A 20,237-nucleotide genomic window follows, 5' to 3' on the forward strand; every position below is an offset into this window, starting at 1 on the left:
GAAATCACTAAAAGACGGCGAACCACATCGCGACGTAGTGACAGATCGCGGCGACGGCCGTGCACGCATGGAAGAACTCGTGATGGCCGAAGGTGTTCGGCCACGGGTTCGGCCACTTGAGGCCGTAGAGCACGCCACCGATGCTGTAGAGCGCACCGCCGACGATCAACAGCACCAGCGCGGCGATACCCGCGCCCTGCATGATCGGCCCGACGAACCACGCGGCCACCCAGCCCAACAACAGATACAGCGGCACCCCGACCCAGCGCGGCGCCGACGGCCAGAACATCTTGAGCAGCACCCCGGCGATCGCGCCCGACCAGACGATCACCAGCAGGACAAGGCCGTCCGACTCGGGCAGCGCCAGCACGGCGAAGGGCGTGTAGCTGCCTGCGATGAAGATGAAGATCATCGAGTGATCGAGTCGCTTCATCCACTTGCGGGCGGTCACTGACTTCCACTCGACCCGGTGATACGCGCCGCTCACCGCGAACATCGCGACAATCGTCAGCGTGTAGACGAAGGTTGCGAGCCCGGCACGGGTCGACACGACCGACCACGACACCGACACCAGCGCCGCCCCTGCGATGAAGGCGACGACCGCCGAATAGACATGTATCCAGCCGCGCAATCGCGGCTTGTGGAAAAAGTTGGCGACGCCGTCTACTACCGCTTCGGGGAAATCCTCTGCGTAGACACGCGCCGGTTGCTGCTGAGCCTCGTCGGCATCGACCTGAACCACGCTCACCTCCGCTAATGCTGTGGGGGTTTTTCAACGCCACAGTAGTCTGATTCGGTGGCCATCATTCCTTCGCGACTCAAGGAACCGATGTACCGCCTCTATGAGATGCGGTTGCGCCAGGGCCTGGCCACCTCGAAGTCCGAGCTACCCCGCCACATTGCGGTGCTTTGCGACGGAAACCGCCGCTGGGCGCGTGATGCTGGTCACCAAGATGTCAGCTACGGGTACCGGATGGGCGCGCGCAAGATCGCCGAGATGCTGCGCTGGTGCCAGGAGGCCGGCGTCGAAATGGCCACCGTGTACCTGCTTTCCACCGAGAACCTGCATCGCGACCCCGCCGAGCTGGCGACCCTGATCGGCATCATCACCGACGTCGTCGAGGAGATCTGCGCCCCCGAAAACCGGTGGAGCGTGCGCACGGTCGGCGACCTCGAACTGATCGGCGAGGAGCAGGCCCGGCGGTTGCGCGACGCCGTCGAGTCGACGTGCGGCAACGGCGGCGGATTTCATGTGAACGTCGCCGTCGGCTACGGCGGCCGCCAGGAAATCGTCGACGCCGTGCGCCAACTTCTCGGCAAGGAGCTCGCCGACGGCAAGACCGGCGAGCAGCTGATCGAGGCCGTCAGCGAGGAAGGCATCTCGGAGAACCTCTACACCTCCGGGCAACCCGACCCCGACCTCGTCATCCGCACGTCGGGGGAGCAGCGGCTTTCAGGTTTCCTGCTCTGGCAGAGCGCCTACTCGGAGATGTGGTTCACGGAGGCGTACTGGCCGGAGTTCCGGCGCATCGACTTCTTGCGGGCGCTGCGCGATTACACCGCGCGTCACCGTCGCTACGGCATGTAGTGCCATCTGGTCTTCGCGCAAGCGCTCATCTACGGCCATCCGGTCTTCGCGCAAGCGCTCATCTACGGCCATCCGGTCTTCGCGCAAGCGCTCATCCCTGCGACACTGGGTCCTATGGCTGCGCTGTCAGCGCTCGTCTTCTCACTCAGCTGGTGGCTGGGTCTGTATCTGCTGGCGCGTGATCCGCGCAAACCCGTCCTGGTGCTCGCCGCGGTCGGACTGACGAGCTTTGCGACGGTGGTGGCGCTGGACGCCGTTCGCACCCAGACCGGCTCAGTGGTGCTGAGCAACATCGAGGTCTATCTCGTCACGGTGCCGGGCATCGCGTGGTTCGCGGTGCTTCTCGAACTGTCCCGCCCACGCGACAGCTGGCGAAGCAGGGCGAGCGAGTTGGTTGCCGTGGCCGCGGTCGCGGTGGGTGCGTTCATCGGCGCGGCGATGGCGGGCGATGTCGACGGCCCGATACGCATGGGCCATTGGGTGATGTTCGCGGTCATCTCGCTGTCGTCGCTCGGCGCGATGCTTCGGGCGGTCTTGGGGCCGTGGCAACCGAGGCCGGTCGTGGGCTACATCGTTGTCGCGACGCTGTTCTTCGCGCTCGGCAACGCGATTATCGTCATCCCGCTCGGGCTGGTCCCGAGCTGGCTGGCGTTGGCGTCCACGGGATTCGACGTCGTACTGCTCGGCGTCGCCGTCGCGATGTGGGACGCGTTCGATGAGGGTCAGGCGTTGCGCGCCGACATGCTGCGCTCCTTCGTCGCCACAGGTGTCGTGGTGGTGCTGTTCGGCGGGCAGGCGCTGATCGGCCTCGCTGTCACGGGCCCGCAGACGGCGCTGACGGTGCTGCTGTTCACCAGCCTTGCCATCGCGATCTCGATCAACGTGCTGGCCGACCCGCTGGCCGGCGTGCTGGACCGGCTGGCGTTCTCCCGCTCACCCGGGCTGCGTGCCGACCGGGCCGCGCTGCGAAGCACCGGTGCCGCGCTGCCCCTGCGATCGGCCAACCCGCTCGACGGCGTCGACGAGGACACCTTCGTCCGGCTCACCCGCCGTGCCCTCGGCCATTACGGCGATCTGTCCAAGCTCGTCGCCAGTCCGCTGACCGCCCTACCCGCCATCGATGAGCGACTGACCGCGCGCGGTGCTCCCGACCGTCCGCTGGAGCGTGCCAACGAACTCAAGGCCCTGCTCGCCGATCGCATCGCCCGGCTCAAACCGCGTGACGGCGGCGAGTTCGGCACGACCGAACAGTGGCGCCACTACAACTCGCTGTACTTCCCCTACGTCGTCGGTGTGCGCGCCTACGCCCAGAACGCCACCGCCGCAGGCCTCGACCCGGTGGCGCGACAGGCCTGGCAGTGGCTTGTCACCGAGGTGCCGCAACGGTCGTTGCACAACTGGCAGAACGCGGCGGCCCGGCTCATCGCCGCCGATCTGCGCGGAAACCTGGTGACCGCGCAAGACTAGGTTCACGTCGCTGACCTGCGGTTGGCAGTAGCTGGCAGCGTCTGGTGTCGATCTGGCAGTGGTCTCTGCGCAGCATCGATGCCATGACCGCCATCGCCGCCCGGCCCGTCCGGGAAAGCCGTTCCGATGCCTCACTGCTGCGGTTCGCCCTCCGCGCCGACGCCACCCTGTGCGCCGGTCTCGGTCTGCTGATCGCCATGGCCGCCGACCCGTTGTCGCGGCTGTCGGGCCTGTCACCGACCTCCGAGTGGATCTCGGGCGCGGTGCTGGTCGCCTACGGAGCGACGCTGTACACGCTCGCCGGCCTGGCCGATGTCCGCCGCGTCGGCGCCGTCGTGCTGGCCGGAAACATCGCCTTCGCGATTCTCGTGACCGTCGTGCTCGTTGCGGGCTGGCTGCCGCTGACCGAACTCGGCGTCGTCGCGACGATCGCATTCACCGTCCTCACGTTGGCCTTCGCCTACGCCCAGTACCTCGGGGTGCGCCGCCTGGCGTGACCTCCACATGACTGGTCCGGAGCCGCCGTCGTAAGAGGTTGCGCCGTCGGCTCCGGAACGGTTCGCCCACCCACCGAGAAAAGGAAAGTTCATGACCGCAGTAAGCACTCCCAAATTGCGCAACTCCACCGACTCGTTCCTGCGCTTCGCGCTTCGCACCGACGCGACGTGCAGCGCACTGATGGGCATTGCAGGTATCCCGCTGGCCGGTTGGCTGGCCAAGTCGTCGGGCACCTCGATCGTGTTCGAATACGCGATGAGCGCGTTCTTCATCGTGTTCGCCGTCGGTGTCTTCGTCATTGCCGCAAGGCCTTCGGTGAGACAGGCAGGCATCGTGATCGCCGCGGGCAACGCGTTCTACACCGTCGCGAGTGTGGTGTTCGTGCTCGCCGGGGTGTTCCCGCTGACCACCTTCGGTGTGGTGGCGACGCTGGCCGCCGGCGTCTACACCCTGGTCATGGCCGAACTGCAGTACCAGGGCTGGCGCCGCATCAAGCGTTAACCCGTTGGTGCGCAGGAAGCTTCAGAGCTTGCGCAGACGCAGCCGGTTGATCGCGTGGTCCGCGTCCTTGCGCAACACCAGCGTGGCCCGCGGCCGGGTCGGCAGGATGTTCTCGATCAGGTTGGGCCGGTTGATCGAATGCCAGATGTCGCGGGCGGCGAAGACGGCCTGATCGTCGGTCAGGGTCGAGTAGTGGTGAAAGTGTGAGGCTGGATCGGCGAACGCGCCTTCGCGCATCGACAGGAACCGGGAGATGTACCACTGCTCGATGTCCTCGATGCGGGCGTCGACGTACACCGAGAAGTCGAAAAGGTCCGAAACCATAAGGGCCGGACCGGTTTGCAGCACGTTGAGGCCCTCGAGGATCAGGATGTCCGGATGCCGGATCATCTGCTTCTCGTCGGGGACGATGTCGTAGAGCAGGTGCGAGTAGACCGGTGCGCACGTCGCGTCGGAGCCGGACTTCACCGTCGTGACGAATCGCATCAATGCCCTGCGGTCGTAGCTCTCCGGAAAACCCTTGCGATGCATCAGATTTCGCCGGGACAACTCGGCGTTGGGGTACAGGAAGCCGTCGGTGGTGACCAGGTCGACGCGGGGATGATGTTCCCAGCGCGCCAACAATGCCTGCAGCACACGCGCGGTTGTCGACTTACCGACGGCGACGCTGCCCGCGACACCGATGATGAACGGCACCGGCCGGTCCGGATTCTGCGTCGGCTCGCCCAGGAACTGTGCGGTCGTGGCGAACAACGCCTGCCGCGCGGCGACCTGTAGATGGATCAGCCGGGCCAGCGGCAGGTAGACCTCTTCGACCTCGAGAAGGTCGAGCTTCTCACCGAGGCCTCGCAGTCGTTGCAGCTCGTCCTCGCTCAACTTCAGCGGGGTCGACATACGCAACGCACGCCACTCGGTCCGGTCGAACTCCACGTAGGGGCTCGGCTCGCTCAGCCGCGGCATACGCCCAGTCTTGCAGTTAGCGTTGAACGCATGAACGCCACCACCTTGATCCGTGAATATCTGTTGCTCGGGTTGCGCTTCGACCGGGTCGAGGAAGGCTACGTCGACTCCTTCACCGGGGACCCCGAACTGCGGCGCATCGTCGCCGCAGAGCCGTCCCCGCAGGCCGCCGACCTCGCCCGCCAGGCCGAGAAGCTGCTGGACGAGCTGAACGCGGGCAGTGATCTGGAACAGGGGCGTGCAGAGTTCATCGGCGCTCACCTGCGTGCACTGGCCTGCGCCGGCCGCAAGTTCGCGGGCGAAGACGTCGGTTTCGTCGATGAGGTCGAGGCGTACTTCGACGTGCGCATCGGCAAGGGTGACCCCGACCAGTACCGGCAGGCACACGCCAAGCTCGACGACGCCCTCGGTGGCGCGGGGCCGCTCGCCGAGCGGATGGCCGACTATCGCGCGGGCGAAGAGGTGCCGCCCGACCGCCTCGAGGAGTGCATCCACGCTTTCTCCAGCGCCCTTCGCGACCGGGTGCGCGCCGAGTATCCGCTGTCGGACGCCGAAACCATCACCTACGAGGTCGTTACCGACAAACCGTGGTCGGGGTTCAACTACTACCTGGGCAACTACACCTCGACGGTGGCCGTCAACGCCGACCTCAAGCAGCAGATGGCCAACCTGCCGCGACTGGTGGCCCACGAGTCGTACCCGGGCCACCACACCGAGCACTGCCGGAAGGAAGCCGGCCTGGTGGCGGGCAAGGGGCAGGCCGAGCAGACGATCTTCCTGGTCAACACCCCGCAATGCCTGATGGCCGAGGGTCTGGCCGACCTGGCGCTCTACGCGGCGATCGGCCCGAGTTGGGGTGACTGGGCCGGTGAGATCTACGCCGACCTGGGCCTGAGTTTCGACGGCGACCGTGCGCAGGCCGTGTCCGAAGCGGCGGCCGCACTTGCCGATGTGCGCCAGGACGCCGCACTGATGCTGCACGACGAGCACCGCGACGTCGACGATGTCGTCGAGTTCCTCAAACGCTGGTTGCTGGTCGACGACGAGCGGGCCCGGCAGATGCTGCGCTTTCTGTCGTCGCCGCTGTGGCGGGCCTACACCAGCACATACATCGAGGGTTACCGGCTGCTGCGGGGCTGGCTGGAGGCCCGCCCGGATGACGTGTCCCTGGCGCAGCGGTTCGGCAGGCTGCTCGACGAGCCGCTGATCCCGTCGACGCTGGGGGCGGCCTGAGATTTCGGCCTACTAGGCTGAACTGCATGACTGCTGAGTCCACCGGTCTGGGCGCCGAGTACGCCGACACCGCCAGCGAGGCCTACCGTGCCGCGCTGCGGGTGATCGAGTCCGTAGAGCCGCGCATCGCCGATGCCACCCGCAAAGAGCTTGCCGATCAACGGGATTCGCTCAAGTTGATCGCCAGCGAGAACTACGCGTCGCCTGCGGTGCTGCTCACCATGGGCACCTGGTTCTCCGACAAGTATGCCGAGGGCACCATCGGGCACCGGTTCTACGCCGCCTGCCAGAACGTCGACACCGTCGAGGCGCTGGCCGCCGAGCACGCGCGCGAACTGTTCGGTGCGCCCTACGCCTACGCCCAACCGCACTCCGGCATCGACGCCAACCTGGTGGCCTACTGGGCCATCCTGGCCACCCGCGTCGAAGCTCCCGGCCTGGCCGAACTCGGCGCCAAGCACGTCAACGACCTCTCCGAGGCCGACTGGGAGACGCTGCGGAACAGGCTCGGGAACCAGCGTCTGCTGGGCATGTCGCTGGACACCGGCGGCCACCTGACCCACGGCTTCCGGCCCAACATCTCCGGCAAGATGTTCCACCAGCGCCAGTACGGCACCAACCCCGAAACGGGTTTCATCGACTACGACGCCGTCGCCGCGCTCGCCCGAGAGTTCAAACCGCTGGTGCTCGTCGCCGGCTATTCGGCCTATCCGCGCCGGGTCAATTTCGCCAAGATGCGCGAGATCGCCGACGAGGTCGGCGCCACGCTGATGGTCGATATGGCGCACTTCGCGGGCCTGGTCGCGGGCAAGGTGTTCACCGGCGACGAGGACCCGGTGCCGCACGCCCACATCACCACGACGACGACGCACAAGTCGCTGCGCGGACCGCGCGGCGGGCTGATCCTGGCCACCGAGGAGTACGCGCCCGCGGTCGACAAGGGTTGTCCAATGGTGCTCGGCGGTCCGCTGAGCCATGTGATGGCCGCCAAGGCCGTGGCGCTCGCCGAGGCCCGTCAACCGTCGTTCCAGGCGTACGCGCAATCCATCGCCGACAACGCGCAGGCGCTGGCCGACGGGTTCACCAAGCGCGATGCGGGCCTGGTCACCGGCGGCACAGACAACCACCTCGTGCTGCTCGACGTGACGTCGTTCGGGCTGACCGGACGGCAGGCGGAGTCGGCGTTGCTGGACTCCGGGATCGTGACCAACCGCAACGCGATTCCGGCCGATCCGAACGGCGCCTGGTACACCAGCGGCATCCGGTTGGGCAGCCCGGCGTTGACCACCCGCGGATTCGGCGCCGATGACTTCGACCGGGTGGCCGAGCTGGTGGTCGAGGTCCTGTCCAACACCCAACCCGAGGGCACCTCGAAGGCCAAGTACAAGCTGGCCGACGGCACCGCCGATCGCGTGCACGCCGCCGCCGCGGAACTGCTCGCGGCCAACCCGCTGTACCCGGGCCTCACGTTGTAGACACGCTGCCGCACGATTTTCTAGAACGTGTGAATTCGGGTTACAGTTACTTTTATGGGACAGAAACCTGTAGCTAATGCGCTGATCCTCGAGCTGGAGCCGGTCGTGCAGCAGGAGCTTCGTCGTCACCTCGACAGCGAAGACCTCTGGTACGCCCATGACTACGTCCCGTTCGAGCAGGGTGAGAACTTCGCGTTTCTCGGTGGACACGACTGGGACCCGTCTGACGTCACGCTGCCGAAGACCGTCACCGATGCCCTGGAGATCCTGCTGATCACCAAGGACAACCTCGCGGGTTACCACCGCGAGTTCGTCTTCAGCTTCATCCTCGAGGAGAAGTTCGGACGCTGGATCGGACGCTGGACCGCCGAGGAGCACCTGCACGCGATCGCGTTGCGCAACTATCTGGTCGTCACCCGCGAGATCGACCCGGCGGCCAACGAGGACGTGCGCGTCGAGCATGTGATGAAGGGCTACCGCGCCGACACCTACAGCCAGGTCGAGCGGCTGGTGTTCATGGCGTTCTTCGAGCGCGCGCACGCCGTGTTCTGCCGCAACCTCGAAGCGCAGATCACCGAGCCCGTGCTCAAGGGACTCGTCGGGCGTATCGCCAAGGACGAGGAGCGCCACGAGGAGTTCTTCGCCAACCTCATCACGCACCTGTTGTCGAGCAACCGCGACGAGACGATCACCGCGATCGCGCGCCGGGCAGCCGAACTCGGCGTCGTCGGCGGCGACATCGACGCCTACGCCGACAAGGTCGCGCACATGGCGCAAGCCGGCATCTTCGGACCCGAGCAGCTGCGTGCGGTCATCTCCGACCGCATCGCCGCGTGGGGTCTTTCCGATGAGCCCGAGCTCACGCAGTTCACTCAGCGCTAACAGTTAGGCACGGCGCGCCTGCGCGGCGCATATGCCGCCGCGGGAGTAGCGTCATTTCCGATGGCTAGCGACATGCTCTGCTGTCCGGGCGGTACCGATCGTTTCGATCACGAGAGGACCGGCCCCGGTCCCAGTACCGCAGTGTCCGCCGAAAGTTCGTGTGGGGCCGCGCGAACTCGAGGAGCGCTACGTGACTGATTCGCCCTTGCGGACCTATGTGCTCGACACCTCCGTGCTGCTGTCCGATCCGTGGGCCTGTACCCGGTTCGCAGAGCACGAAGTCGTGGTACCGCTGGTGGTCATCAGCGAACTGGAAGCCAAGCGACATCATCATGAGCTTGGCTGGTTCGCTCGGCAGGCACTGCGGATGTTCGACGATCTCCGCCTCGAATACGGACGGCTCGATCAGCCGATTCCTGTTGGGACACAAGGCGGTACGTTGCATGTCGAGTTGAACCACAGCGATCCCTCGGTGCTGCCCGCGGGATTCCGGACCGACAGCAATGATGCGCGCATCCTGACAGTCGCGGCCAACCTCTCCGCGGAGGGCAAGCTGGTCACGTTGGTCAGCAAGGACATCCCGCTGCGCGTGAAGGCGGGCGCGGTCGGCTTGACCGCCGATGAGTATCACGCCCAGGACGTCGTCACGTCCGGCTGGACGGGCATGGACGAGGTCGAGGTCTCGGCGGAGGAGATCGACTCGCTGTTCGCCGAGGGTGAGATCGACCTCGAGTCCGCTCGTGATCTCCCGTGCCACACCGGAATACGGCTGTTGGGCGGGAGCTCGCATGCACTCGGCCGAGTGAACGCGGAGAAGAAGGTGCAGCTGGTCCGCGGCGACCGCGAGGTCTTCGGCCTGCGCGGCCGGTCCGCCGAACAGCGCGTCGCGCTCGACCTGTTGCTCGACGAATCCGTCGGCATCGTCTCGCTCGGTGGCAAGGCGGGCACCGGCAAGTCCGCGCTGGCGCTGTGCGCCGGCCTGGAGGCGGTGCTCGAACGCCGCACCCAACGAAAGGTCGTGGTGTTCCGGCCGCTGTACGCGGTCGGCGGTCAGGAGCTCGGCTACCTGCCGGGCAGCGAGAGCGAGAAGATGGGCCCCTGGGCGCAGGCGGTCTTCGACACCCTCGAGGGGCTGGCCAGCCCCGCGGTGCTCGAGGAGGTGCTGTCGCGCGGCATGCTCGAAGTGCTACCGCTGACGCACATTCGCGGTCGCTCGCTGCACGATTCGTTCGTCATCGTCGACGAGGCACAGTCGTTGGAACGCAACGTGCTGCTGACCGTGTTGTCGCGGCTGGGTGCGGGCTCGCGGGTGGTGCTCACGCACGACGTCGCCCAGCGGGACAACCTGCGGGTGGGTCGTCACGACGGTGTGGCCGCTGTCATCGAGAAGCTCAAGGGACACCCGTTGTTCGCCCACATCACCCTGCTGCGCAGCGAGCGTTCTCCGATCGCCGCGCTGGTCACCGAGATGCTCGAGGAGTTCAGCCCCGGCGCCCTACCCTGAGCGCTTACCCCGGACCAGGAACCACCCTGCGGCCGCCGCACCACTCAACGCCAGGACTCGGTCCGCCCGATCGGCTCTGGGCAGGTCGATCAGCGACACCAAGCCCAGTACCGCGAACCCCGTGCGCAGTGCGGGTTGGCTGGTCGCGGTAGTGACCAGAGCAGCGCCCTGGGAGACGGCTGGCAGTGAGGTCGAGGGAGCCTGGACAACGTGCACCTATCCTCCTGGAGAAAAGCCTTGTTCGGTTCCGGCGTTTAGACGCTAAGCCGTAGAACTGCGGTGGGGAATAGGGTGTTTCCCTATAGTTCGGGACACGCTAGGTGCGGCCGATGTGGCGGCCCAGCTCAGCGCGCGACTTGATGCCGAGCTTGCGGTAGATCCTGGCGAGGTTGGCCTCGACGGTCTTTGGGCTGATGAACAACGCATTGGCGACGTCGCGGTTCTTCATGCCCGACGCGGCGAGCTCGGCGACCCGCTGTTCAGACGGTGTCAGCTGGCCGGAGCTGTGCGCGCCGACGTTCGCGCGCGCCAGTTCGGCCCGGGCCCGGCCGGCCCAGAGCGGGATGTTGTGCCGCTCGAAGACGTCGAGCGCAGCGGCCAGATTGGCCGACGCCGAGTCCTTCTTGCGCAGCCGGCGCTCGAGCTGGCCCAGCAGCAGAAGTGTCCTCGCGCGGTCGAACGGCATCGGCACCCGGTCGTGTTCGGCCGCCGCGCGCTGTGCCGCGGCATGGGCGCCCTCGAGGTCGCCCTGCGCCGCCAGCAGCATGCTCCGGCAGCGCCCGCCGACCGCGAGCATCCAAGCCCGGTCGAATGTGCGGCCATTGTGTTCGAGCGCGTCGACCAGGGGCGTGGCCTCCGCGAACCTGCCCAGCTGCACGAGGGCTTCGACGGTATCGGGCAGGAACATCGCGCCGGGAAGCTCGGTCGGCGTCGACTCGGGATCGAAGGCCGCCAGCATCGGCGAAACCGCGGCGACGGCGTCCGCATAGTTGCCCAGCGACACCTCGAGGAACGCAAGGGCGGCCAGCAGCCGCTCTCCGAGCCGGAAAGTACCTGTCTGCCCGACGATTTCGAGTGCCTCGGCGATCATCCGCCGCGCTTCGGCCTCCTGCCCGGCGAACACGGCCAGCGGTGCGCGCATGCTGTGCGCCAGGAACAGCGGGGTGCTGCCTGTGAGCTGACGTGCACGTTCGGCGGCATCTTCGGCGACCAGGTTAGCGTTGACGAAGTCGCCCGCCCACATCGAGCTCATCACGACGTGCTGGGCGATCAAGACGTATTCGCCCTCTTCACCCTTCTCCATGCAGCGCAGCCGGATCGCCTCGAGGGCATGTCGTGCCGTGTCCAGATCGCCGGTCCATTCCATCAGCAAGGCGTGCTGCATGGCGGGCCGGAAAACCAGCGGTGTGAAGCTCTGCTGGTCCGCGAACTCGAGTGCGCGCGCCAGACTCTCGTCGTCCAGACCTTCGCCGGCCATGAAGCCCAACATGACTCGCATGCCCAGTGCCAGGCTGAGTAGGGGCGGCTGGCCGAGTCGCTCGGCATCGTCGACCGCCTGCTGCGCGGTGTCCCTGCCGTCGGCCACTCGGTTGCCGTGCATGAGCGAATGCGCCAGCGTGATCAGGATCTGCACCCGCAGCGGGCTGTCCGCGTCCGCATCATCGAGCGCCTGCTGCAGCACGCTGGTGGCCTCGAGGAAACCTTCGGTGTAGAGACACACTACGGCCATGCGGCACAACGCTTCTGCGCGCAGATCTCCCGCGGGCAACCGGTCGACCGTCTCTTGCAGCACCACCGCCGCGCGCTCGTGGTCGCCGGCGTCGAAGTGGTGCAGCGCCGAGCGAAGCCGACGTTCGGGCGCGTCGCCCCCCAGGCCGATGGCCAGGTCCATCAACTCGGCGGCCGCGGCGGGGGCGCCCCGCTCACGTGCCGACTCTGCGGCCTTGTCGAGCGCGCGCAACGTCACGTCATCACCACTCGTCGCTGCCAGCGCAAGGTGGCGGGCCCGCAGCTCGGGTTCGTCGACGATCTCGGCGAGCCGGCGATGCATCGCGCGGCGCCGTGCGGGCGCGGCTTCGGTGTAGACGCCCCTGGTCAGCAGGGGGTGCGCGAAGTGGATCCGGTTGCCGTCGATCGCGATAATGCCTTTGCTCTCAGCGATTTCGAGCAGATGGATCAACTGATCATCGCCGCTGATGGTTGCCATCGACACGAGCTCCACCGTCGGCGTCGCCATGCACGACGCCGCCAGCAGCGCTTCGTGGACGTCGGGATCGAGACCGCCGAGCCGGCTCCGGACCACATCGCTCAGCGTGCGGGGCAGCGATGCCACCGTCGTCCGGTGGGACTGGTCATCCAGTGCCCTGGCCAATTCGATTGCGTAGAAGGGGTTTCCGCCCGAGACATCGTAGATGCGCCCCATCGCGGGCCGTGAGAAGGAACGGTGCAAACGCGACGAGACCGCGGCGTGCAGCTCGTGAATGCTCAAGGGATTCAGGCGAATACGATTGACGGCTTCCGGTCTCGGCAACTGCAGCCACGCTGCGCCCGCGCCTTCGTAAATCTCGGTGCGCACACACCCGAGCACTCCAACCGGTCCGGTGAGCCGTCGTGCGGCGAACGCGAGCACGTGAACACTGGACGGATCGAGCCACTGCAGATCGTCGATGGCCAACAACACCGGGCCGGATTCGGCGAGTCTCTCTATCACCGCAAGGAATGCGGCCGCGACGGCCCGCTGGTCGGTCACGTCGCCGGTGTTCGCACGCAGCAGCACTTGGTCGACGGCGAGTAGTTGCGGGGCGGGCAGGTCGGCCCACGTGCCCGAGTCGACGTCGTCGAGCATGTCTGCCAGGGCCGTATGCGCCAGAACGGATTCGGCGGCCGCGGCACGGGTGGAGAGGACGCGAAAGCCGCGGGCCGTCGCCTGTTCGACGGCTGCCAGCCACAAGGTCGTCTTACCGATTCCCGGCTCACCTTCGATGAGCAGAGCCGAAGGTCCAACGGCAATCGACGTCAAAAACGACTCGACTGCACGACCTTCAATCGGGCGGCTATCTAAGCCAGCCACCGGCATCCCCAGTTCCCGGTCACGTAGACAGAATTTCAGCTGAACCCCTGCATCGCTGGGCTCTTGGCCGAATCGACCAAGGCCACAGCGACGACCTCTGCCCTATACCCAGTGGGCGGTGGTTCTACGCGTCGTGCGAACGGTTACCGGTCGGTGTCCTTGACCTTCGCCATCGCCAGCACATCGAGGCGCTTGTCGAGTTCCTCGATCGAGAGCTTGTCGCCGATCAGACCCCGGTCGATCACGGTCTGGCGGATGGTCTTCTTCTCCTTGAGCGCCTGCTTGGCGACGGCGGCGGCTTCCTCATAGCCGATCGCGGAGTTCAGCGGGGTCACGATCGACGGCGACGACTCGGCCAGCTCGCGCAGGCGGTCTTCATGGGCGACGAGGCCGTCGATGCAGCGCTGCGCGAACAGCTTGGACGAGTTGGTCAGGATCTTGAACGACTCGAGCAGGTTGCGGGCCATCATCGGGATGTACACGTTGAGCTCGAAGGCGCCGTTGCCGCCACCCCAAGCGATCGCCGCGTCGTTCCCGATCACCTGGGCGGCGACCTGCGTAACCGCCTCCGGGATCACCGGATTGACCTTGCCGGGCATGATCGAGCTGCCCGGCTGCAGGTCGGGCAGCTGGATCTCGCCGAGGCCGGTCAGAGGACCCGAGCCCATCCACCGGATGTCATTGGCGATCTTGGTCAGTGATACCGCGATGGTGCGCAGCGCACCGGACGCCTCGACCAGACCGTCGCGGGCGGCCTGCGCTTCGAAATGGTTTGTGCAGACCCGCAATTCGGCCAACCCGGTCAGCTCGGTCAGCACGGCGACCACCCGCTCGTCGAAATCGTCGGGCGCATTCAGGCCGGTGCCCACTGCGGTTCCGCCGATGGCCAGCTCGCCCAGCCGCGGCAGCGTGGCTTTCACCCGCTCGATGGATGCCTCGATCTGGCGGGCATAGCCGCTGAACTCCTGGCCCAGGGTCACCGGGACGGCGTCCATCAGGTGGGTGCGGCCGGACTTCACGACGGTCCGCCACTGGTGGGCCTTGGAGTCGAGCGACTCGTGCAGCACCTCGAGCGCCGGAATCAGGTGGCGCACTGCGGCTTCGGTGGCCGCGATGTGCGTGGCGGTGGGGAAGGTGTCGTTGGACGACTGTGACATGTTCACGTCGTCGTTGGGATGCACCTTCACGCCGTTGCGCTCGGCTATCCCCGCTATCACCTCGTTGGTGTTCATGTTCGAGCTCGTGCCCGAACCGGTTTGGAACACGTCGATCGGGAACTGGTCGTCGTGCCGACCGTCGGCGATCTCACCGGCGGCGGCGATGATGGCGTCGGCCTTCTCGGGCGCGAGTAACCCCAGATCCTTGTTCACCTGTGCGCAGGCAGCTTTCAGCAGGCCAAGCGCCCGGATCTGGGTGCGCTCAAGGCCCCGGCCGGAGATCGGGAAGTTCTCCACCGCGCGCTGGGTCTGCGCGCGCCAGAGCGCGTCGATCGGCACCCGAACCTCGCCCATGGTGTCGTGCTCGATGCGGTAGTCGACAGCGTCGTCGGACATGTGCTCCCTGTTCGTTTGGTATCGGTGATTACGGCAGCGGGTAGACCGCGTTGCTGTCGCCAATGAAGTCGATGGCGGAGTATTCGTTGAGCTTCGAGAGCCGGTGGTACGCCTCGATCATCCGCACAGTGCCGGACTTGCTGCGCATGACGATCGACTGGGTGGTGCAGCCGCCGCCGGAGTAGCGCACACCCTGCAGCAGGTCTCCGTCGGTCACGCCGGTGGCGCAGAAGAACACGTTCTCGCCGGACACCAGGTCCTCGGTCTCGAGCACCCGGTCGACATCGTGGCCCGCGTCGACAGCCTTCTGACGTTCCTTCTCGTCCGTGGGCGCGAGCTGGGCGTGGATCGCGCCGCCCATGCAGCGGATGGCGGCGGCCGTGATGATGCCCTCGGGGGTGCCACCGATACCCGCCAGCATGTCGGTGCCGGAGTTGGGGCGACATGCCGAGATCGCGCCGGCGACGTCGCCGTCGGAGATCAGGCGGATCCTGGCGCCGGCTTCCCGCACATCGGCGATGAGTCGTTCGTGGCGCGGGCGGTCCAGGATGCACACGGTCACATCCCGCACAGACAGCCCCTTGACCTTGGCGACCGCGCGGACGTTGTCGCCGATCGGGGCCGTGATGTCGATGGCGTTCACGGCGTCGGGGCCGACGGCGATCTTGTTCATGTAGAAGACGGCCGACGGATCGAACATCGCACCGCGTTCGGCGACCGCGAGCACCGAGATCGCGTTCGGCATGCCCTTGCTCATCAGGGTGGTGCCGTCGACCGGGTCGACGGCGAAGTCGCACTCGGGGCCGTCGCCGTTGCCGACCTCTTCGCCGTTGTAGAGCATCGGCGCGTTGTCCTTCTCGCCCTCGCCGATCACGACCACACCGCGCATGGAGACGGTGTTGACCAGCTCGCGCATCGCGTCGACGGCCGCTCCGTCGCCGCCCTCTTTGTCACCGCGACCCACCCAGCGTCCTGCCGCCATCGCGCCGGCTTCGGTCACTCTCACGAGCTCAAGGGCGAGGTTGCGGTCGGGTGCTTCACCGCGCACGGGAGTCATGGGCCGATTGTCCCATTAGCCGCCTCGCGTTTGGGACCTGGGATACTGGCGACCATGACCACCCAGCCGCAGCCGGCTCCCAAGCCAGCTAAGTCGCGGCTGCTTCAGGACGGCCGGGACATGTTCTGGTCGATGGGACCGTTGGTGCTGGCCTGCGTGGTGCTGGCCGGAGTGCTCGGCATGTGCTCGTTTCAGGCAGGTGGCCCCGCCGAGGGGCCGGTGCCCACCTACGACGCACCCGCCGCACTGCAGGCCGACGCCAACGCCCTCAAAATTCCGGTCCGGATGCCTCAGCTACCCGACGGATGGCAGCCGAACTCCGGCAGCAGAAACGGCATCGACGGCGGCCGCACCGACCCGGCGACGCAGGACAGCGTCCGCGCAGTGAGTTCGACCGTCGGATATCTGGCGCCAAGCGGTGGGTACCTGAGCCTGACGCAGAGCAACGCCGACGAGGACAAGCTCGTCGGCTCCATCGAAGCCGACATGTATCCGACCGGAGCCGAGGATGTCGATGGCGTCACCTGGGTGGTGTACAGCGGCGGAGACCGGGACGGGCGCTCAGGTGAACCCCTGTGGACCACTCGGCTCAACGGTCCGACGGGTCCCGCGCAGATTGCGATAACCGGGGCAGGAACGACTGATGAGTTCCGTACGCTGGCTGCGGCGACGCAGAACGCCTCGCCACTGCCTGCCAAGTAGGAGACGCGATGACAGCTCCGGACCCGAATGTCGCCGGCCAGGCGGCTCCCGAAGCCGACCTGACCGGTTGGACGTCCGCGCCCTTCTCCGGTGCGGGTTTCACCTACGAGGTGTACCGCAAGGGTGAGGGTCCCGGTGTGGTGCTGATCCCCGAGATGCCCGGCATTCATCCTGGCGTCCTTGGGCTCGGTAATCATCTCGTGGACAACGGCTTTACGGTGGCGATTCCGTCGCTGTACGGCACACCCGGCGCACCGGCAGTCAGGCCGGGAATGGTGCCTGTCATGCTGCGCGGTTGCGTGGCAAAGGAATTCGCGGCTTTCGCGACGAATGCAGACCGCCCGGTGGGCCATTTCCTGCGTGCCCTGGCCCGCGACCTCAACGAGAAGACTCCCGGCAAGGGTGTCGGCGTGATCGGTGAGTGCTGGAGCGGTGGCTTTGCATTGGCGGCCGCGGTGGACGACAGCGTGTTGGCTCCGGTGCTGAGCCAACCGTCGTTACCGATAGGACTGACGGCCAAGCAGCGACGCGATCCCGGCGTGTCCGAGGCCGAGCTGAAGATCGTCGAACGACGCGCCGCCGAGGAAGGTCTGTGCGCGATGGGCCTGCGGTTCAGCGAAGATCCGCTATCGCCGGGCGCCCGCTTCAAGACCCTGAAACAGCGCCTTGGCGACGCCTTCGAGGTCATCGAGATCGACTCGAAGAAGGGGAACGAGCACGGCTTCGGCAAGTCTGCTCACTCCGTGCTGACCCTGGAGGTCCGCGAGGTCGACGGGCATCCGGCCTACGAGGCGCGCAAGCGTGTCGTGGAGTTCCTCACTCAGCGCCTGACGTAGCCGCCGGCTTCGCCTCGTCCTTCTCGGAGTCTGGGTCCTTTTCGGACTCTTCGGCCTCTTCCTCGTCGCGCTTCTGCTTGACGCGGCGGCCCAACCGCCAGATCGGGTTACGCCGCTTGGGTTTTGCGTCTTTGTCGTCGGGCTGGTCCATCGGCACACCTTTGTACACGGCCAGATACACGCTGATCGTGGTGACGATGATGATCATCAGGACCGGGCCGATCACGATGCCCCAGGCGCCGAACATGGCGAGACCCGCGAACACCGCGAGCAGCATCAGCGCAGAATCCAGTCGCGCCGCGCGCGGAACCAGGATCGGCCGCAGGAAGTTGTCGATGTTCGTCACGACGATGAGGTGGAAGAGGATGACGAACACGCCGCCGAATACGTTGCCGAACAGAATCATTCCGACGCCGAACGGAATCGTGATGATGCCGCTGCCGAGCGGGATCACCGACAGCGCGGAGAGCAACACCGCGAACAGGAAGAAGCCCTGGTGGAATCCGGCGATGTAGATCGACGCGGCGCCTGCGACGCCCTGGCAGACGGCGATGACGAACTGTCCCATGACGGTGCCTTTGACCATCGCGCCCATCTTGGATAGGTAGAGATCGGTGATCTCCTCGCCGAGCGGGTTGAGCCGCCGGATGAGCAGCAGCACCTTGTCACGGTTGGTCAACAGTGACAGGAATACGTACAGGAACAGAATGCTCGCCGTGATCGCGCCGAACGCGCCGCCCGCCGCACCCTGCAGAATGCCGAGCAGCCATTTCCCGACTTCCTGCGCGACCGTCGTCATCGAATTCTGAAGTGACTCCGGGGTGATTGTGTAGTCGACGAAGGGCAAGCGGTGTAACAGTTCGTTGGTCAACTCCAGCGATCGATCGCCCAGCGCCGACAGATCGGTCCGCTGCACCCAGACGGCGACTTTTTCGACCATGGCGGTGATCTGGACGACCGCGAGGAACACGAACAGGCTCAGCGGCACGATCACCGCGGCGAATGCGGCCAGCAGTGTCAGGGTCGCCGACATTCCGGCGCCGAGCCGTTTGTTGAGTCGCGTGTAGAGCGGCTGGAACAGGTAGGCCGCCACCGCGGCGACGACGATGAGGATGAAGTATCCACGCAGGAAGTACGCGCCGAAGAGAATCGCGATGACCGTCGCGATGCCAAGCGCACGCTTCTGTGTCAGCGTGAATTCGGTGTTCATTGCCGCTATTTCTAACGGACTTCCGCGCGGGCCTCGACCTGTTTGGCGCGTTGACCCTGGATGAATCGCATCGACATGCGGTTCATCAATGTCGGCGCCAGCCGCGCGAAGAGCCATTGAGCATGGGCGATCCGTGGCTTCACGAGTATCGCCTTGTTCTTCTGCACTGCCTGTAGCACGTCGCGCGCGAGCTGGTCGGCGTCGTAGGGCTTGCCGCCCTGGGTTTGCAGAAAGTAATCGCGTCCCACGAATCCGCCGATGGCGCCCTTGTCGAGGATCGGTGTCTCCACCGCGGCAGGACATACGACGAGCACGCCGACGCCCCGCGGGACGGCCTCCGATCGCAGCGCCATCGACAGTCCGACGACGGCGTGTTTGGTCGCGACGTAACTGGTGATCTGGCCGGCGGCGGCAAGGCCCGCCATCGACGCGGTGTTGACGATGTGACCGTGGCCTTGACGCAGCATCAACGGATAGGCCGCCGCGACGCCGTGCACGACGCCGCGAAGATTGACGTCGATGATCGTGTTCCACTGGTCCAGCGTCAGCAGTTCCGTGTCGCCGCCCCAACAGATTCCCGCGTTGTTGAACATCAGATCGAGCCGGCCGGCACGGTCGACGACCTCGTCGACCGCGGCCTGTACGGCCGAGGCGTCGGTGACGTCGAGTTGTGCGGCGCGTGCTCTGTCACCAAGCGGTGCGGCGGTCCGCTCGGCGGCGACACCGTCGATGTCGGTGCAGACGACGCGCGCGCCTGCGGCGACCAGCGCCCGGCACAGCGCGGCGCCGATACCCGATCCGGCGCCGGTGACGATAGCCTGCTTTCCATTGAAACTCATATCCGTATGTTCTTCGCGCGAGCGCTCATCACTGCGCCTCCGCCAGTTTCATCACGTGCCCGAGAACGTCCGGATACTTGTTCAGGTGTGCGCCGCCGTTGAGGTCGAGCACCTCACCGGTGAGCCATGAGGACTTCGGGGAGCAGAGGAACACCACCGCGTCGGCGATCTCCTCCGGTGTGCCCGCGCGTCCGATGGCGGTGTTGTCGACGTAGTCCTCGACGAGGCCGGGCACGAGCGACGACCCCGCGGTCAGCGGTGTGTCGACGAAGCCGGGCGCGACGGCGTTGACCCGGATGCCACGCGGTCCCCACTCCATGGCCGCGACCTGGGTCAGCATCGACAGTCCGGCTTTGGCCGAACAGTAGGCGCTCATCCCGATGGCCGGCTGCCGTCCGTTCAGGGAGCTGATCGAGACCAGGGACCCGCCCTCGCGCAGCTTCTGCCCCGCGTACTTGGCGACGATGAACGAGCCGTTCAGGCACACGTCGACGACTCCGCGAAACTCGTCGACGGACAGATCGGTGATCAGGCCGAGGCTGCCGAAGCCCGCGCAGTTCACCACGACGTCGAGCGGACCGGTCTCGGTGAAGAGGCGCTCCACCGACGCCTCGTCGGTGACGTTGACCTGTGCGGCGGTGTGAGGTGCGCCCAGTTCGGCGGCACGCTCGGTGGCGCCGTCCGCATTGAGGTCGGCGATCGTCACCTGGCAGCCGTCGGCGGCCAATGCATTGGCGCTCGCCCAGCCGATCCCGGACGCCCCGCCGATCACGACCGCTTTTCGTGCCCCCCGCTCGCTACCGTTGCTCATCCAGTTGCCCTTTCGACGGCGGAGTGGAACGCGTTCTAACCTAGCGCTTTG

General features: G+C 66.4%; 19 protein-coding genes. 10 read left to right on the forward strand and 9 right to left on the reverse strand.

The genetic code is table 11. From position 1 onward, the window contains the following. Positions 1 to 7: 7 nt before the first annotated feature. Positions 8 to 742 (reverse strand): PAQR family membrane homeostasis protein TrhA, encoded by a 735-nt coding sequence (gene trhA / locus AB4Z42_RS23290; protein ID WP_442011712.1) that lies wholly within the window; start codon positions 740 to 742, stop codon positions 8 to 10. A 54-nt stretch (positions 743 to 796) separates the two neighbouring features. Here trhA and AB4Z42_RS23295 point away from each other — a divergent pair, with 54 nt between their 5' ends. The 4 genes from AB4Z42_RS23295 to AB4Z42_RS23310 all read left to right on the forward strand — a co-directional run bounded on the left by AB4Z42_RS23295 (position 797) and on the right by AB4Z42_RS23310 (position 4,054). Beyond that, positions 797 to 1,588 (forward strand): (2Z,6E)-farnesyl diphosphate synthase, encoded by a 792-nt coding sequence (locus tag AB4Z42_RS23295; protein WP_442011599.1) that lies wholly within the window; start codon positions 797 to 799, stop codon positions 1,586 to 1,588. Between the two features lie 114 nt (positions 1,589 to 1,702). Then, positions 1,703 to 3,055, forward strand: coding sequence for a hypothetical protein (locus AB4Z42_RS23300; protein ID WP_442011600.1), 1,353 nt, complete (start codon positions 1,703 to 1,705; stop codon positions 3,053 to 3,055). An 83-nt stretch (positions 3,056 to 3,138) separates the two neighbouring features. Beyond that, on the forward strand, positions 3,139 to 3,552 hold the full coding sequence (locus tag AB4Z42_RS23305) for a hypothetical protein (protein ID WP_442011601.1): 414 nt from the start codon (positions 3,139 to 3,141) through the stop codon (positions 3,550 to 3,552). A 91-nt stretch (positions 3,553 to 3,643) separates the two neighbouring features. After that, the gene (locus AB4Z42_RS23310) at positions 3,644 to 4,054 is read left to right on the forward strand and encodes a hypothetical protein (protein WP_442011602.1); all 411 of its coding nucleotides are present in this window, start codon (positions 3,644 to 3,646) and stop codon (positions 4,052 to 4,054) included. Positions 4,055 to 4,075: 21 nt separating this feature from the next. Here the strand turns inward: AB4Z42_RS23310 and coaA are convergent, their stop codons facing one another. Next, entirely contained in the window at positions 4,076 to 5,014 is a 939-nt protein-coding gene (gene coaA, locus AB4Z42_RS23315) for a type I pantothenate kinase (protein ID WP_442011603.1), read from the reverse strand. A gap of 30 nt (positions 5,015 to 5,044) precedes the next feature. Between coaA and AB4Z42_RS23320 the strand changes: the two genes are divergently transcribed. The 4 genes from AB4Z42_RS23320 to AB4Z42_RS23335 all read left to right on the forward strand — a co-directional run bounded on the left by AB4Z42_RS23320 (position 5,045) and on the right by AB4Z42_RS23335 (position 10,108). After that, positions 5,045 to 6,247: a DUF885 domain-containing protein gene (locus AB4Z42_RS23320; RefSeq protein WP_442011604.1), complete on the forward strand. Its 1,203-nt coding sequence runs from the start codon at positions 5,045 to 5,047 to the stop codon at positions 6,245 to 6,247. Positions 6,248 to 6,273: 26 nt separating this feature from the next. After that, positions 6,274 to 7,722, forward strand: coding sequence for a glycine hydroxymethyltransferase (locus tag AB4Z42_RS23325; protein ID WP_442011605.1), 1,449 nt, complete (start codon positions 6,274 to 6,276; stop codon positions 7,720 to 7,722). 54 nt (positions 7,723 to 7,776) lie between these two features. Continuing rightward, positions 7,777 to 8,604 (forward strand): acyl-ACP desaturase, encoded by an 828-nt coding sequence (locus AB4Z42_RS23330; RefSeq protein WP_442011606.1) that lies wholly within the window; start codon positions 7,777 to 7,779, stop codon positions 8,602 to 8,604. Positions 8,605 to 8,794: 190 nt separating this feature from the next. After that, positions 8,795 to 10,108, forward strand: a complete 1,314-nt coding sequence (locus AB4Z42_RS23335; RefSeq protein ID WP_442011607.1) for a PhoH family protein — start codon at positions 8,795 to 8,797, stop codon at positions 10,106 to 10,108. On the opposite strand, the gene AB4Z42_RS23340 is transcribed toward AB4Z42_RS23335, so the two are convergent. The 4 genes from AB4Z42_RS23340 to glpX all read right to left on the reverse strand — a co-directional run bounded on the left by AB4Z42_RS23340 (position 10,100) and on the right by glpX (position 15,788). Continuing rightward, complete coding sequence (locus AB4Z42_RS23340) at positions 10,100 to 10,324, reverse strand: hypothetical protein (protein WP_442011608.1); 225 nt, start codon at positions 10,322 to 10,324, stop codon at positions 10,100 to 10,102. The genes AB4Z42_RS23335 and AB4Z42_RS23340 overlap by 9 nt on opposite strands. A gap of 100 nt (positions 10,325 to 10,424) precedes the next feature. Next, complete coding sequence (locus AB4Z42_RS23345) at positions 10,425 to 13,184, reverse strand: helix-turn-helix transcriptional regulator (protein WP_442011609.1); 2,760 nt, start codon at positions 13,182 to 13,184, stop codon at positions 10,425 to 10,427. 137 nt (positions 13,185 to 13,321) lie between these two features. Then, positions 13,322 to 14,731, reverse strand: a complete 1,410-nt coding sequence (locus AB4Z42_RS23350; protein WP_442011610.1) for a class II fumarate hydratase — start codon at positions 14,729 to 14,731, stop codon at positions 13,322 to 13,324. Positions 14,732 to 14,759: 28 nt separating this feature from the next. Beyond that, the gene (glpX, locus tag AB4Z42_RS23355) at positions 14,760 to 15,788 is read right to left on the reverse strand and encodes a class II fructose-bisphosphatase (protein ID WP_442011611.1); all 1,029 of its coding nucleotides are present in this window, start codon (positions 15,786 to 15,788) and stop codon (positions 14,760 to 14,762) included. A 54-nt stretch (positions 15,789 to 15,842) separates the two neighbouring features. Here glpX and AB4Z42_RS23360 point away from each other — a divergent pair, with 54 nt between their 5' ends. Both AB4Z42_RS23360 and AB4Z42_RS23365 read left to right on the forward strand, forming a co-directional pair. Beyond that, positions 15,843 to 16,490 carry a DUF4245 domain-containing protein gene (locus tag AB4Z42_RS23360; RefSeq protein ID WP_442011612.1) on the forward strand — a complete coding sequence of 216 codons (648 nt, stop codon included), beginning with the start codon at positions 15,843 to 15,845 and terminating at the stop codon, positions 16,488 to 16,490. An 8-nt stretch (positions 16,491 to 16,498) separates the two neighbouring features. Next, positions 16,499 to 17,326 (forward strand): dienelactone hydrolase family protein, encoded by an 828-nt coding sequence (locus AB4Z42_RS23365; RefSeq protein WP_442011613.1) that lies wholly within the window; start codon positions 16,499 to 16,501, stop codon positions 17,324 to 17,326. On the opposite strand, the gene AB4Z42_RS23370 is transcribed toward AB4Z42_RS23365, so the two are convergent. Genes AB4Z42_RS23370 through AB4Z42_RS23380 form a run of 3 tightly spaced genes read right to left on the reverse strand, consistent with a single transcriptional unit; the run spans position 17,307 to position 20,186 of the window. Continuing rightward, on the reverse strand, positions 17,307 to 18,536 hold the full coding sequence (locus AB4Z42_RS23370) for an AI-2E family transporter (protein ID WP_442011614.1): 1,230 nt from the start codon (positions 18,534 to 18,536) through the stop codon (positions 17,307 to 17,309). The two genes, AB4Z42_RS23365 and AB4Z42_RS23370, sit on opposite strands and share 20 nt — an antisense overlap. An 11-nt stretch (positions 18,537 to 18,547) precedes the next feature. After that, positions 18,548 to 19,375 carry an SDR family oxidoreductase gene (locus AB4Z42_RS23375; protein WP_442011615.1) on the reverse strand — a complete coding sequence of 276 codons (828 nt, stop codon included), beginning with the start codon at positions 19,373 to 19,375 and terminating at the stop codon, positions 18,548 to 18,550. Positions 19,376 to 19,403: 28 nt separating this feature from the next. Beyond that, positions 19,404 to 20,186, reverse strand: coding sequence for an SDR family NAD(P)-dependent oxidoreductase (locus AB4Z42_RS23380; protein ID WP_442011616.1), 783 nt, complete (start codon positions 20,184 to 20,186; stop codon positions 19,404 to 19,406). Between the last annotated feature and the right edge of the window lie 51 nt (positions 20,187 to 20,237).

The sequence above is a fragment of the Mycobacterium sp. 2YAF39 genome, from assembly GCF_052114565.1.
Classification (GTDB): Bacteria; Actinomycetota; Actinomycetes; order Mycobacteriales; family Mycobacteriaceae; genus Mycobacterium.

Excerpts from the sequence above, each read along its gene's own strand:
- AB4Z42_RS23300 (WP_442011600.1), top strand. The coding sequence starts at position 1,703 with ATGGCTGCGCTGTCAGCGCTCGTCTTCTCACTCAGCTGGTGGCTGGGT.
- AB4Z42_RS23305 (WP_442011601.1), top strand. The coding sequence starts at position 3,139 with ATGACCGCCATCGCCGCCCGGCCCGTCCGGGAAAGCCGTTCCGATGCC.
- AB4Z42_RS23310 (WP_442011602.1), top strand. The coding sequence starts at position 3,644 with ATGACCGCAGTAAGCACTCCCAAATTGCGCAACTCCACCGACTCGTTC.
- coaA (WP_442011603.1), bottom strand. The coding sequence starts at position 5,014 with ATGCCGCGGCTGAGCGAGCCGAGCCCCTACGTGGAGTTCGACCGGACC.
- AB4Z42_RS23320 (WP_442011604.1), top strand. The coding sequence starts at position 5,045 with ATGAACGCCACCACCTTGATCCGTGAATATCTGTTGCTCGGGTTGCGC.
- AB4Z42_RS23325 (WP_442011605.1), top strand. The coding sequence starts at position 6,274 with ATGACTGCTGAGTCCACCGGTCTGGGCGCCGAGTACGCCGACACCGCC.
- AB4Z42_RS23330 (WP_442011606.1), top strand. The coding sequence starts at position 7,777 with ATGGGACAGAAACCTGTAGCTAATGCGCTGATCCTCGAGCTGGAGCCG.
- AB4Z42_RS23345 (WP_442011609.1), bottom strand. The coding sequence starts at position 13,184 with ATGCCGGTGGCTGGCTTAGATAGCCGCCCGATTGAAGGTCGTGCAGTC.
- AB4Z42_RS23350 (WP_442011610.1), bottom strand. The coding sequence starts at position 14,731 with ATGTCCGACGACGCTGTCGACTACCGCATCGAGCACGACACCATGGGC.
- glpX (WP_442011611.1), bottom strand. The coding sequence starts at position 15,788 with ATGACTCCCGTGCGCGGTGAAGCACCCGACCGCAACCTCGCCCTTGAG.
- AB4Z42_RS23360 (WP_442011612.1), top strand. The coding sequence starts at position 15,843 with ATGACCACCCAGCCGCAGCCGGCTCCCAAGCCAGCTAAGTCGCGGCTG.
- AB4Z42_RS23365 (WP_442011613.1), top strand. The coding sequence starts at position 16,499 with ATGACAGCTCCGGACCCGAATGTCGCCGGCCAGGCGGCTCCCGAAGCC.
- AB4Z42_RS23370 (WP_442011614.1), bottom strand. The coding sequence starts at position 18,536 with ATGAACACCGAATTCACGCTGACACAGAAGCGTGCGCTTGGCATCGCG.
- AB4Z42_RS23375 (WP_442011615.1), bottom strand. The coding sequence starts at position 19,375 with ATGAGTTTCAATGGAAAGCAGGCTATCGTCACCGGCGCCGGATCGGGT.
- AB4Z42_RS23380 (WP_442011616.1), bottom strand. The coding sequence starts at position 20,186 with ATGAGCAACGGTAGCGAGCGGGGGGCACGAAAAGCGGTCGTGATCGGC.